Source organism: Enterobacter sp. PL_is379 (assembly GCF_055817355.1).
Genome location: NZ_JBVPGT010000027.1, coordinates 22,881 through 35,701, shown reverse-complemented (window position 1 = coordinate 35,701; position 12,821 = coordinate 22,881). Strand labels below are relative to the sequence as shown.

General features: G+C 51.7%; 11 protein-coding genes. 3 read left to right on the top strand and 8 right to left on the bottom strand.

Going from position 1 to position 12,821, the window contains the following annotated elements:
* Nucleotides 1–57 precede the first annotated feature (57 nt).
* The 7 genes from AC0TOY_RS09550 to AC0TOY_RS09520 all read right to left on the bottom strand — a co-directional run bounded on the left by AC0TOY_RS09550 (nucleotide 58) and on the right by AC0TOY_RS09520 (nucleotide 7,896).
* Nucleotides 58–657 (bottom strand): LuxR C-terminal-related transcriptional regulator, encoded by a 600-nt coding sequence (locus AC0TOY_RS09550; RefSeq protein ID WP_080690935.1) that lies wholly within the window; start codon nucleotides 655–657, stop codon nucleotides 58–60.
* A gap of 18 nt (nucleotides 658–675) precedes the next feature.
* Nucleotides 676–1,344, bottom strand: coding sequence for a fimbria/pilus periplasmic chaperone (locus AC0TOY_RS09545; protein WP_473713374.1), 669 nt, complete (start codon nucleotides 1,342–1,344; stop codon nucleotides 676–678).
* A 22-nt stretch (nucleotides 1,345–1,366) separates the two neighbouring features.
* On the bottom strand, nucleotides 1,367–2,698 hold the full coding sequence (gene stbD, locus AC0TOY_RS09540; RefSeq protein ID WP_148769008.1) for a fimbrial usher protein StbD: 1,332 nt from the start codon (nucleotides 2,696–2,698) through the stop codon (nucleotides 1,367–1,369).
* Between the two features lies 1 nt (nucleotide 2,699).
* Nucleotides 2,700–5,255: a fimbrial outer membrane usher protein gene (locus AC0TOY_RS09535; protein ID WP_429865010.1), complete on the bottom strand. Its 2,556-nt coding sequence runs from the start codon at nucleotides 5,253–5,255 to the stop codon at nucleotides 2,700–2,702.
* Nucleotides 5,239–5,940: a fimbria/pilus periplasmic chaperone gene (locus AC0TOY_RS09530; RefSeq protein ID WP_228117507.1), complete on the bottom strand. Its 702-nt coding sequence runs from the start codon at nucleotides 5,938–5,940 to the stop codon at nucleotides 5,239–5,241. Before AC0TOY_RS09530 ends, AC0TOY_RS09535 begins: the two co-directional genes overlap by 17 nt.
* Before the next feature lie 180 nt (nucleotides 5,941–6,120).
* Nucleotides 6,121–6,657, bottom strand: coding sequence for a fimbrial protein (locus AC0TOY_RS09525; RefSeq protein WP_024909755.1), 537 nt, complete (start codon nucleotides 6,655–6,657; stop codon nucleotides 6,121–6,123).
* Nucleotides 6,658–7,077: 420 nt separating this feature from the next.
* Entirely contained in the window at nucleotides 7,078–7,896 is an 819-nt protein-coding gene (locus AC0TOY_RS09520) for a winged helix-turn-helix domain-containing protein (RefSeq protein ID WP_194266128.1), read from the bottom strand.
* Nucleotides 7,897–8,879: 983 nt separating this feature from the next.
* Between AC0TOY_RS09520 and AC0TOY_RS09515 the strand changes: the two genes are divergently transcribed.
* The 3 genes from AC0TOY_RS09515 to AC0TOY_RS09505 all read left to right on the top strand — a co-directional run bounded on the left by AC0TOY_RS09515 (nucleotide 8,880) and on the right by AC0TOY_RS09505 (nucleotide 11,883).
* Nucleotides 8,880–9,575: an EAL domain-containing protein gene (locus tag AC0TOY_RS09515; RefSeq protein ID WP_148769011.1), complete on the top strand. Its 696-nt coding sequence runs from the start codon at nucleotides 8,880–8,882 to the stop codon at nucleotides 9,573–9,575.
* Nucleotides 9,576–9,784: 209 nt separating this feature from the next.
* Nucleotides 9,785–11,098 (top strand): tricarballylate/proton symporter TcuC, encoded by a 1,314-nt coding sequence (gene tcuC, locus AC0TOY_RS09510; RefSeq protein ID WP_473721770.1) that lies wholly within the window; start codon nucleotides 9,785–9,787, stop codon nucleotides 11,096–11,098.
* A complete protein-coding gene (locus tag AC0TOY_RS09505; RefSeq protein WP_473721769.1) occupies nucleotides 11,095–11,883 on the top strand; it encodes a substrate-binding domain-containing protein in 789 nt (262 codons plus the stop codon). The genes tcuC and AC0TOY_RS09505 overlap by 4 nt, the downstream gene beginning before the upstream one ends.
* Here AC0TOY_RS09505 and psrA read toward each other — a convergent pair.
* Nucleotides 11,858–12,757 (bottom strand): L-proline-binding transcription factor PsrA, encoded by a 900-nt coding sequence (gene psrA, locus AC0TOY_RS09500; protein WP_473721768.1) that lies wholly within the window; start codon nucleotides 12,755–12,757, stop codon nucleotides 11,858–11,860. The two genes, AC0TOY_RS09505 and psrA, sit on opposite strands and share 26 nt — an antisense overlap.
* Nucleotides 12,758–12,821 lie beyond the last annotated feature (64 nt).

The following is a 12,821-nucleotide window of genomic DNA, read 5'->3' as shown; positions in this document are numbered from 1 at the left end:
ACAGCGTATCGTTAATCAACTCGCGCTTGTCGCTGCCCTGTATGGAGAATAGTTTTCTTATTCTCCATACACGCCATACAAACGCTTTTTCTTCATTTTAGCCAGCCCGTTACATTTATGGTGGCTGACCCGTTTTGGTGTGATGTGATATCTTTCGGCCACCTGACTGACGTTTAGCCCCTGAGACAAGGCATTTAACACGAGATATTCCTGGCGAGTTAGCGCCGTTTTATTCCCTGATTTCGTTACCTCTCCATCTTTCCGATCGTGCCCGGAGAGGGACCTGAACTTATGCTCGACGCTCTTTATACCGCGAGCCGCATTAACCACTGAAAAAGACGCATAACAGTCCCGCGAAGGCATGCAAATGTATTTGTTATAGCAAAGCAAGACCCGCAGACGCCGGTTTAAGGTGGTCTTTAGATCCACCAGCGCGGTTAAAAGATCTAAAAACAAGAGCGTATTGTTGAAATAGTTATCGACATCAACAATCCAGCATCTTCCCGCATCAGCGTCTTTATGTTTATTGATATTTACGCCCACCTGCGCGGGCGTCCAGACAGTGCAGCTCTCTTGCTCGTCCTGGGTTAAAAGGGACATTATCCCTTGAGAAAAATAGCGGTTGTTTGTTACCACAACGATATTTAGTTTTTCCATATATGCTAACGCCGCAAACTATTTTCGAACTACGGTCTGATAGTCACGATAATTACCGTCATCAGTAATCACACGATAGGTTAAATTTATTCCCGGCAATAGGGGCTTATCAGGCGACACTGCCTGTTCCGTCCGTGGCGAAACCATAATATTGGTCAGCGACCTTTGCCCGGGTATCTCAACGTTGAGGCTGATATTCCAGGGCGTCGGGTTAGTAATGATTAACCGGGTATCCTGGGCCCTGAACTGGAGTGTCTGATACTGAAGCGCATCAGGGTCGCCAATGCCGGCAGGACGAATAAAGACTTTCATCCTTAAGCGTAACGGCAGAATTAACTTTTGCTTTTTCTGCCGGGTCAGGTCGCTCTCAGGCTGGAACTGAAAAATATTCAGCCAGAAGACGCTTTCCCGATCGTTCGGCAGCCCCTGACGTGCCGTAAGTAGCAAACGCAACGAACGAATTTCCTTCGGCAACATTTTGAAAACCGGAGGTGTAGCCACAATCGGCGTGCTGACCTTATCCGGCGGCACCAGCGGGTCGCCCATGTCTGTCCAGACCTGAATCATGGCTGGCGTTTCACCATCGTTAGAGAGATTCAGCGACTGGGCCATTTCGCCTGCGCTGAAAATCACGCGAGTCCGATCGACATTAACCACGCCGAATGCCTCACCAATGAGGCTCATCATCAGCAAGCCTGCCAGAGCAAGCCTACTGGAAATTAACAACGACTTGTAATTGCGCATTAACCGTACCCGGCGTCACAGTCTGCCCACTGAGGGCCTCTAATGATGCGGTAAAGTCACCGGTATAGGTGTTTACCTCCCCCGTCGACGTCAGGTTGGTAAGATCCTGATACGCGTACCAGCCGCGCGAGTTTCCCGTGCCGGTTGTGCTTCTGTCGGGTAACAAATTGATTGCCTTCCCGCTCCGGTTAAGGATTTTTATACCTACGCCAGAAGCCACGCCGCTGTTGCCGTAATGCGAATCCAGTAACCAGGTTAGCCCTCCACCGCTGGTTACCAGCCCCAGCGCCTGCGCAGCTCTGACAGCTACGGGCTGGTTGACCAAAAATCCCATGGCTACGTTTGCCTTGCTGGCCGTGGACGCGGCGGTACCGGAAACCGCACCTGACTCACACTCAAGGCTGACCGAGAATGGTGCCTGACTGTTACCACCGGCCTGCAACACCGCGGAGCTGCTGGTGGGTAAAAGCACAACGGCGGGATAGTCTTTAACCTGACACAGTGCGCCACGGACATAGCTCACGGCATTGTAGGTACTCCATGCACCGGGCCAGTTTGCATACCAGCCATAATAATAAGCCGCGCTATCCTGGCCCACCACGATGGAATTTGATGCCAGCCCAGGACCTTTAAAGGCAATATAACCTCGCGGTTGGGTATAGGCATCTTTATAGTAATTGCTGGCGTTAAGATAATAGGTAGTGGATGAAATCTTATACATTTCATACAGCACATTGCTGAATGCGCTGGCTGGAATGTAAATATAGGTTCCATCCTGATACCAGTCTGCCGAGGTGATTTGTCTTTGCTTCCAGTAGCGGCTGTAATATTCCCCGGTGCTGAGATTGGTCATTCTTACCGCGACGTTTTTTGCGACATCATAATACGCACCCTCAATTTCAGCGGAGGCATACATGCCGGTATAGGCGTTGTCACCGTTGGTGGCATACATTTCATATAAACTGCCGGCGTCAGACATGGAACAGCGAAATAGAATTTGCTTACTGGTATAGGTTTTATTGGTCGCTGCCGTTAAAAAATTGCCCACCGCGCTGGCAAGCAACGTCCCCGACGGCTGAAAGTTAGTGCCGCTGTTAATGTTGATTACCGCCGGCAGCCCAATATTGCCATGGCAGGTATCACAGGCACCCGTCCAGTCAGCGGCGGTATACCCTGCCGCGATGGCCATGCTGGAAAGTGATGACGTGCTGGTGACCCTGATGCAGTTTGCCCACGCGGGCTGGCTTATTAGCAAAAACAGCCCCAGTACCAGAAAATGTTTTAACCAGTCCTGCATTTTAATTCTCCTTTTCACATATCTGGCTCAGGTAAACCAACGGCTCTGCGTTTCGCCCGGTAATTTGATACGGCACACGGCAGTTCTGGTCGCGCTCTTTGCCCCATTTCACGCGCAATACGCCGGAGGCCTCCGGGACTCGGGCATAAATTTGGCCGCCCTGACCCACCATGCCAATCAATGTTCCCTCGGCATCCCGCACCTCCGCCCCCATTGGCGGTAGTTCCCCATCCCCGTTGTTGAGGGTGATGAGAACGGCTTTGCCTTTCAGCGTGGCAAAGTCCACCCGGACCACGGCCCCCGCATAGGGCACGACGCGCTGATTTCCACCTTTCAGTTCGGCATCCGCCATCATATTGCGCGAGTCCAGGCTGACGGTGTTGCTACGGTAAGGGGAAAGCGACGGTAGAATGGCGTAGCCGAACGCGTCAATAATTGCCCCCTGCCCGTTCTGTACACGCGCCCCCTGGGCGCCATCGGCGTGTACCAGTGCGAACGTGTCACTGGTATACGGCCCGAGCGTTAATCCTCCAGGATGTAGCACCAGTGTTCCGGATGCGCCGAGCCCTGCCTGCCGGTAGTTATCCCCCTGGTCATAGCTGGCTTGCACGGACCCCACGCGGGTATTTTCCTGAACGTTTCCGCCAAACGTCGTGGCGTTATCACCGCTCCCATTCCGATAACGTTCATATCCGCCGTATACGGAGTACGATCTGTCTCGACCGTCCCCTGCCGTGCCGGTTAACGATACGGTCGAGGATCGGCTGGCCCGCGACTGGTTGTAGTTGTATGCCGCCGATGCCAGGTTGTTGCCCCAGTCGAGAGGGATCGACACGTTGAAAGAGACAGTATTTTCGGTGTATTTCTCTTTTGAACTGTCATCAACCGGCTCGCGGGTGCTGGTATAAAAGCGTCCGTAGTCCCAGCTCGTCCGTTGTCTGGCAACGTTCACCCCGTAGCTAATTCGTCGCCACTGATTGCTGTAGCCCAGCTGCAGCTGGGTCATACGCGACTGATTGCTATAGTAATCCGCCGTGCTGGCACTCAGATTAAGTACCCCCCAGCTTCCCATCGGCTGGCTGACCGTCGCCGTCAGTCTATTGCGCTGATGCAGGGTGTCCGAATAGTACTCCGTACCGTTTTTCTGCTGGCGACGAACGCCCAGCACATCCTCCAGATCGCGATAACCGCTCGTCGAATAGCGGTATGCGGCAAGCACAAGGTTAGTGCCTGCCGTGAACGTCTTGCTGTAACTGATTTCTGCACGCCAGCCCTGTTGCCGCTCATCATTTTCAACCAGGGCATCAGACCAGGTGGCATTCAGACCAATGGCGCCGATATCTGTCGCCAGTACGCCTCCTACCAGAAAAGCCGTGTAATCCTTAGACACACGCAGGCCAAGGTTGCTGGTGACTTCATTACTCAGCCCTCGCTGTAACACACCTTCCATGAAGGTGTTTTCGATACTGTAGTACTGACGAACGCGTCCGAATGAGAGACCATATTGCCAGTTGCCCGGGCGCACGGAATCAGGCACAGCGGAATAAGGCACGGTAAAACGGGATGTTTTCCCGCTAGCCTCAATGACCTCAACCTCAAGATCCCCCTGGCTGCGGGTGTTATATAAGTCATTGATGACGAATGGTCCCGGTGGAACGTTGGTTTCATAAATGACATTATTTAGCTGCTTAATCACTACGTGCGCGCTGCTGGATGCCACGCCCCTCACTTCCGGAGCGTAGCCCCTCTTCCCCTGTGGCCACATGCGTTCATCGGTTGCCAGTTTCATCCCATTGAACGAGAGGCTGCCAAAGAGGCTGCCATCGGTATAGTTATCCCCCAGCGCCAGCACACTATCGATCGGTTCGATGGGACGTTGTACCCAGGTTCGAACGACGTTATAACTCGAATCGCTTCCGCTTATGCTGCTGTCCGCATAGCGCAGGTTTCCCTGGTGTCGAACCTGCCACAGTCCAAGGTTGGTTCCGGCATTGATACCGCTCCACAAATAGTGATAGCGATAGTGCGTATCCGTATTTTCCGTCCACGTGTAGCGGGTGTTATGCCGCAAAAAAATCGCCGCCATACCCGCGTCCCATTCACTGACCGGAATATAACCGCGAGGCATATGCTGGAGCGCCGTCATCGGGATAGCCAGTTGAAGGCGCAATGAAGCCTGGTCAAACTGCCAGGTAGCATGTTCCGCCCACTCACTCAAAAGGCGACACGCTGTCTCATTACTGTGGTTTGCTGCTTTCAGTTTTGCGGCCTGCATGAGCGATTTGCCCAGACAGGGTTCAGGATCCTGGCCGTCTGTTTTAGCGCGAAAAATGACCTTTTCTTCGCTTTTCACCAGCGTATTGTTGACATATACATCAACCAGATAGCGTCCGGGTGCGACCTGATGTCGGTTGAACTGCTCCAGATCCATGCCCCAGGACGAGCCCTGCAGCAGTGAAGAGTCAAAAACATATTCTTTCGCCTCCACCAGACCCGTGCAGTTCAATGAGATACACAGCGCCAGCAGATTGCGTCGAAACTCAGGGGTACGAGACAGGATATTGCCCATTGATCCGTGCTCCCTGATCGTTGACAAGCCAAACCCTCACCGTACCGTTTCCCGCGGTTTTGGTTTTCCAGTTGTTAAACCAAAACGTCTGACGATCGAAAGGCGCTACCGTATCAGCTGTGAGGGTATGCTTTTTCCCCCCCACCTCAGCCTCAATGAGGGTCAATGACGCATACCACGGCTGAGGGTTCTCTATCGAAATTCCATACCCCTTTTGCGCATCGAAAGTGGCGTTGACCCGCAGCCCATTCAGCTGATTTTTTGGGGAGCCAATGCCAGCAGGCCGGTAAATAACTTTTACCCGGGTACGCAGCATGACCAGCATTTTGTTCTGCCCTTTTTCACTCTCGAGATTTGAGGGTGGAACCTGGAGCGCATTAAACCAGTACAGGGATTCCCGATCCTGCGGTAAATCGCGCGCGCCTGTGTGGGTCACGCGGATAACTTGTCCCGCTTTCGCCTGAATTCGAAACACGGGTGGGGTCGTCAGAAAGGGGATTTTCGAGCCCTGAGCTGGCGTCGCGTTAATATCACCTTCGTCAAACCAGGTTTGAATCACGTAAGGAATGTCGTCATTGTTCTTGAGCTGCACGTCGACGGATAAGGCCCCGGCAGGATAAATAATCCGGCTACCCAGTATTGTGACGCTTGCGGATACGGTGTTTGTCAGCATCAGGACACATGGCAAATAAAGCAGGTACTGAGCGATACGCTTAAGATATGCGCTTATCATTATTAACAACTCCCGGGCCGAATGAACCTGGTGTGGCGAGACCCTGACTGCAATGAGCTGAGTGGAATATGCACGTTTGCATCCTGCAAAACGTGCACACGTTAGTTCCAGTGCGGCCTGTTACTGATAGGAAACGGCGTATTGCAACGTGGCCTCTACCGTACCCGCCGTCGCCGCTGCGTTGGCATAATACTGCGCGGTATAGGTCGCGGAGGCCTCCGTCTGGTTCGCTGCCAGCTTGAGGTCGCCATTACCGGTGAAACCATTGCTCAGGTTCACGACGGCGTTTGCGGTATCCAGGATCTGGACTTCAACGTTCTTCGCAGTACCGGTATTGCCGAGATTACCGTTAGACGTTACCTGGTTGCCGACAAACACCGTTGAGATTTTCGTTTCCCCACTGGCGTTACCCGTACAACCGCTGATCCCGATATCAAACGTGACCGGTCCCGCAGTATCACCGCTGGCGGCAAGATCAGAGGCGCTGACCGTTGGCAATAACACCACCGGAGAGGCACTGTTACCGTTTACGGCAACTGAACAGGTTTCATCCGTGACTTCCCCCTGGAACGTGATGGTGTTGTCAGACGCAGCAAAAGCCCCACCAGAGACCAAAGATGATCCCAGTACTAACGCAATAATATTTTTCTTGTTCATAACGCTTATTCCTGTTTTATCAATTAAACCGATAATGAAAACTTCCTTTTTTTACAGACAAACCGGTCATATAAAATTGAACGCCAAATAAAGGCGAACGCGTAAACCCTGCCCGGTAAGTTGCAGAAACAAATCTATACGAAAATTCTTACTGCAAAAACAATTAACTATTAAATCGCAAATCTTAAGATTATAATCCTGGAATTTAAGGATATTTAATATTGGATTAAGCTTTTTATATCGACCACATCATAATTGCAGTGATTACTTATGCGCCTGTGAGGGAGACGAAAAGGAATTATGCTTTTCGCAAGATGATGAGTGAGACAAGGCTGTTGACTGTCTGGGTGAAATAAACCGGTAATCCAGAAGGAAGGAGAAATTCCCGGTGAATACCGGGAAAATAAAAGGATAATGCACTCAGCGTGGTGGCAATAACCCCCAGCATATCTCTGCTTTGCCGTCACTCATTATGCCGCAGCGCATGAAGTAGAGACGCGAGAGATTGGAAGAATACGTTTTAAACGAACTGCTTTTGATGATCAGGACATACTCATTACTCTTACAGACGGGATTTAGCTTTATCGCAAAATCCATCACGCCTTTCTTTACGTCAGGATTGGTTATACTGTTCAGCGCCTGTTCAGACATCATGACCTTACAGGAGCCAGCATTTCCTATGTAAATCTCATTACGTTCCACGGGCTTACTGGCAAACCAGAATCCTGCAGCCCCGCCCAGCGCCATAACAGAGAAAAAAAGCACCAGCTGATTTAATATTCCTGTTTTCATAGTGCACCAGCATGATACTTCGCCCGTGCTGCGTTCGGCAATTTTGCCTTTTAGTAAACGCCCGTCGGCAATATAAGCGGTTTCGGTTTCAGAAGGGACATCCTCGATGACGTCAACCGACTCTGAGCATTTTTCGACATCAACCTGCTGATGCAGCATAAAGCCTATTTTTGGAACGGTAACAATCACCTCCTCATCCATGCCAAGGTTCTTCATAATCTTGCGTAACTTGCTTACGCACTGATTAAGATTATTGTTGCTGGAAACCATGCCATAGTCGTCCCAGACTTTCTTAAATATAACCTCCCTTTTTATTGCCTCTCCCTTATGGGCGATCAGCAACAATAAAAGTCGCTTTGTAGGATTCGAAATTTGAATCGACTCATCCTGAGAATCTTCGAGGCCCAACGTACACATATCTGAGTCAAAAATTATCTGCTTATTCATTATAAATTTCATATACATATACTCTTGTTAAGTAAGTTTTCCTCCGGGCGTGGGCATACGCGAAATGGCACCTGGTTGCGTTACCTTGTTTTGGTACGTGACGCAGATCATTTTTAATATTTTCATCTTGTGAAGTTTATTTTTTTTGCGAAGTCCAGGATACATTACACAATGCAGGCCACATAGTCAGAATTTTGCACTGTATCACAGGCAAAAAATCGCATCATTTACTTAAAAAGACAAAAATTTAATATTTTAATCTTGAAAATTAATAATAAATTTGAACCAACTTACCCAACTCTCTTTGACTAATCAGGAATAATCAGGATTATTAAATTAAGAAAGGGACTCATCTGAAATGCTCAATACATACTCAATACCGCCTGTCGGCACATATAAAAACATTAATAAACAACAAGTTAAATGAAATAATGGTTGCTTTGAAATGTAACATAAGTAACATTCAAGATGAGAAAAAACTGAAAACACAGAACAGAATTGATCTAAATCAAGTTTTAATGAGATTTAAGCTTAAAATTCACAACAAAAATACATTTCAGATAACTCAGTGCTCCCCCGCCTCAAAAAAGCTGTTGAAAAATCAGTCTGGTACACCCATATCATTCCGTTTTGCCTTCCTCCCTCGCCTGTATACCCACCAACATTACTCTATCTTTTAGCGTTTTAAGCTCGTGTGGTTAAGGCGATTAAAAACAGCGCACCTGTGCTTACATGGCCGGTTAAATATTTACAATTCATTCTGACTTTTTTAATTACATTAATTAGCAGACTGACCATCTTAACCAAAAAACTACATATGATGAACAGGGTATAAACACTCGCAGAAAAACATTAAGCGAGCCGATAAAAGCCCCAAAACCAGCACAAAAAACTATTTTTACGCCGATTGCAAAGTTTAATCCCATTAAATGGAGAGCGAGATATAGAATTAACCACCAATAAAATCACACACCAGCCTCGTCATGAAACGTTTTACAATTCGACTGCAACCCATAATGACACTCACTACCGGCCAACTTCATGGATATGAGGTACTGTCTGAGCCTCCCGCTGAGGTCAATATTGCAGAGTGGTTTGAACAGTGCTCTTCCGCCCAGCTTCTGCAGTTGAGAAAGTGGCAGCTCAACACCCTTGCAAGACAAAGAATCCCTGTAAAGCTCTTTGTTAACCTCACCACGACCATTCTCGCCAGCGAAGAGGGAGCCGCGGCGCTTCTGCAAGACCCTTTACCGGGGGTCATTGAACTTCAGGACCCAATGGCAATCGCCCGTCTTGACGCCTCCAGGCTCGCATTACTGGATGAGAATCTCCGGCGGCTTCAGCATGCCGGTATGGAGGTCTGGCTCGATGATTATCTCAGCGACTATGACAGTACGCTTGCCGATAGCGGGCTGGTGTTTGATGGGGTGAAACTCGACTGCGCTGCTTTCCAGCAATATCGCAACGATTGCGCGGGTTTAGCACAACTGATTGCTGAAGCACGGCGTTTCGGAACGGTGGTCCTTGCAGAAGGAGTTGAGAGTCAGAATGACGTCAGAACGGCATCGCTGGCGGGTGCCGATCTTGCTCAGGGGTTTTACTGGCCGGAGAAAAAAATCCATGCGGTGCAGGTCTCGTCTGTTCAAGCCGCCCGGGGCCCTATGCGCAATGTCACATAACCGTAAGAGTAAAATGCAGCCCTCCTGCAGTAACCGGTTAATTAAACAGATGTTAAGTTATTGTAAATAAAAACTATCCAGTTGCACCACTTAACATTGATGCATGTCACGCATCAGCTTATGTACAATTTGCGCTTATTAATTTTCCCTTCCTGATCCAGTTTTCAGAAACAGACGCGTAAAACGTCAACAATAAACTGGAGATAACCATGTTTTCCTCAACCTCACCTGCAACCGTACGTTCGAAGGCGGGCGCGATACTTCGCGTGACGTCCGGCAACTTTCTTGAGCAGTTCGATTTCTTTCTGTTCGGCTTCTATGCCACCTACATCGCCCACACGTTCTTCCCGGCGAGCAGTGAATTTGCGTCGCTGATGATGACCTTCGCCGTCTTCGGCGCGGGCTTTTTAATGCGTCCAATCGGTGCAATCGTGCTTGGCGCGTATATCGACAAAGTGGGGCGCAGAAAGGGGCTGATCGTCACGCTGTCCATCATGGCGGCGGGGACATTCCTGATTGTGCTTATTCCGTCTTATCAAAGCATCGGCCTGTGGGCGCCGCTGCTGGTGCTGACGGGGCGTCTGCTGCAGGGCTTTTCCGCCGGCGCGGAGCTTGGGGGCGTGTCGGTCTATCTGGCCGAAATCGCCACGCCGGGCCGCAAGGGGTTTTACACCAGCTGGCAGTCCGGTAGCCAGCAGGTCGCCATTATGGTCGCCGCCGCAATGGGCTTTGCGCTGAACGCGGTGCTAGAAGAGAGCGCCATCCGCGAATGGGGCTGGCGCATCCCGTTCCTGTTCGGCTGTTTAATCGTGCCGTTTATCTTTTTCCTGCGCCGCAAGCTGGAGGAGACGGAAGAGTTCAGCGCGCGCCGCCATCACCTGGAGATGCGCCAGGTCTTTAAAACGCTGCTCGCGAACTGGCAAGTGGTGGTCGCGGGCATGCTGATGGTGGCGATGACCACCACCGCGTTCTATCTGATCACCGTCTACGCACCCACCTTTGGCAAAAAGGTGCTGATGCTGAGCGCCTCGGACAGCCTGCTGGTCACGCTGCTGGTGGCGATCTCTAACTTCATCTGGCTGCCGGTGGGCGGTGCCCTGTCGGACCGTTTCGGGCGCAAGCCGGTGCTGATTGCCATGACCCTGCTGGCGCTGGCGACCAGCTACCCGGCCCTGACGCTGCTGGCGAGCGCGCCCAGCTTCTCGATGATGCTGAGCGTGCTGCTGTGGCTCTCCTTCCTCTACGGCCTCTATAACGGCGCAATGATCCCGGCTCTGACGGAAATTATGCCGGCTGAAGTGCGCGTGGCGGGCTTCTCGCTGGCTTACAGCCTGGCAACGGCGGTCTTTGGCGGCTTTACCCCGGTCATGTCCACCGCGCTGATTGAATACACCGGTGACAAAGCCTCGCCGGGCTACTGGATGAGCTTCGCTGCGGTATGTGCCCTGCTGGCAACGCTCTACCTCTACCGCCGCCGCGCGGTATCGCTGCAAAACACCGTCAAGTCAGAGGGGGCAGTATGAAACGCACTTATCGCTATACCGCCAGCGCGCTGGCGCTGACGTTCCTGAGCGTCAATGCCTTTGCCCAGGACGTGAAGGTGATGATCTCAGGCGGTTTTAAAGCCGCCCTTGAAAAGCTGGCCCCGGAATATGAACACCGGACCGGGGATAAAATTGTGATCATCCCCGGCCCCTCAATGGGCAATACGCCGCAGGCGATCCCAAAGCGACTGGCGCGCGGCGAGAAGGCCGACGTGGTGATTATGGTGGGCGATGCGCTGGAGAAGCTCGAAAAAGCCAGCCAGACCCAGCCGGGTTCGCGAACGGAACTCGCGGATTCTCCCGTTGGCATGGTGGTAAAAAAAGGAGCGAAAGTACCGGATATCAGCAGCGACGCGAAACTGCGTGAAACGCTGCTGCAGGCCAGCTCCATCGCCTACTCTGACAGCGCCAGCGGCAGGTACGTCAGCCAGGCATTATTCAAAAAGTTGGGAATAGAAAAAGAGGTGGCGGGTAAAGCGACAAAGGTCGAGCGTATTCCGGTCGCCTCAGAAGTGGCGAAAGGAAAATACGCCGTGGGCTTCCAGCAGGTCAGCGAACTGCTGCCGGTTCAGGGCGTCACCTTTGTCGGCAAAATCCCTGATAGTCTGCAATACATCACGCGCTTCGCGGGCGCGGTTACCCGCCATGCAGAACATCCCGAGGAGGGGAAAGCGCTGTTGACCTATCTTGCCTCACCGCCCTCAAGGGCCGTCATCACGGAGACGGGGATGATCCCCGTTACGTCCGGCGATACTGCTCGGTGATCTGCTTTTCCAGTTCAGCCGCAATGTAAGACTGGATGCGCCCCCGGCGCCGGATAAGCCCCACGGTGCGTTTCACTTCCGGCGCCATCAGCGGCAGATGCGTCAACAGCGTGTGCTCTGAGGTCGGCATTGACATGGCAGGGACGGCAGCGATGCCGATCCCCGCCTCAACCATACCGAGCATCGTGGTAACGTGACGTGTTTCGCAGACGCTGGGCCGCTCGGGAACTATATCCCCCAGCATCCGATCGAGCAGATTGCGGTTGCCTGACGTTTTATCGAGGGAGATATAATCCTGCTGGTAAAACGTCTTCCACGTCAGGTGACTCTTCTGCGCCACGGGGTGATCCTTTCGGCACGCCGCGACGTAGACATCCTCCACCAGCGGGAAAAATTCGATTTCAGACGGCAGGTTTCCTGCAAAGCAGATACCAAAATCCGCCTGGCTGCGGGCCACGGCGTCAATCACATTGCCCGCGCTGCTGTCGATGAGCTTAATGCGAACACGCGGATAGCGAGACTGAAAACGCCGGATCACGTCAGGCATAAAGTAACAGGCCGCGGAAGGGACCGTGGCAACCGAGATCAGCCCCGTCCGCTCTTCGCTGGCCTTATCGACATCCGCGAGCATTGACTCAACGCTGTCGAGCAGCTGCGCGGAGCGCTCGGCAAAGTTTTGTCCGTAGAGCGTCAGCGCCACGCGGCGGGTGGTGCGATCGAACAGCCTGTTTCCCAGCGCGGCTTCCAGCTTTTCAATCCTGCGGCTCAGCGCCGACTGGGATAAACAGATAGATTCAGCGGCGACACGGAAGTTACCGTATTCCACTAACGCTCTGAAAGCATAAAGATCGTTAAGGTCAAAATTCACGGGCATAGCGTCTGGATGTCCTGTCAGGGAATACGCAACAAAGTCAAAAATAATAGCGTCTTATTGACCT

Bases quoted from the DNA above. Each gene is read 5' to 3' on its own strand.
- stbD (WP_148769008.1), bottom strand. From the start codon at position 2,698: ATGCAGGACTGGTTAAAACATTTTCTGGTACTGGGGCTGTTTTTGCTA.
- AC0TOY_RS09545 (WP_473713374.1), bottom strand. From the start codon at position 1,344: ATGATGAGCCTCATTGGTGAGGCATTCGGCGTGGTTAATGTCGATCGG.
- AC0TOY_RS09550 (WP_080690935.1), bottom strand. From the start codon at position 657: ATGGAAAAACTAAATATCGTTGTGGTAACAAACAACCGCTATTTTTCT.
- AC0TOY_RS09525 (WP_024909755.1), bottom strand. From the start codon at position 6,657: ATGAACAAGAAAAATATTATTGCGTTAGTACTGGGATCATCTTTGGTC.
- AC0TOY_RS09530 (WP_228117507.1), bottom strand. From the start codon at position 5,940: ATGCTGACAAACACCGTATCCGCAAGCGTCACAATACTGGGTAGCCGG.
- AC0TOY_RS09520 (WP_194266128.1), bottom strand. From the start codon at position 7,896: ATGAATAAGCAGATAATTTTTGACTCAGATATGTGTACGTTGGGCCTC.
- psrA (WP_473721768.1), bottom strand. From the start codon at position 12,757: ATGCCCGTGAATTTTGACCTTAACGATCTTTATGCTTTCAGAGCGTTA.
- tcuC (WP_473721770.1), top strand. From the start codon at position 9,785: ATGTTTTCCTCAACCTCACCTGCAACCGTACGTTCGAAGGCGGGCGCG.
- AC0TOY_RS09505 (WP_473721769.1), top strand. From the start codon at position 11,095: ATGAAACGCACTTATCGCTATACCGCCAGCGCGCTGGCGCTGACGTTC.
- AC0TOY_RS09515 (WP_148769011.1), top strand. From the start codon at position 8,880: ATGAAACGTTTTACAATTCGACTGCAACCCATAATGACACTCACTACC.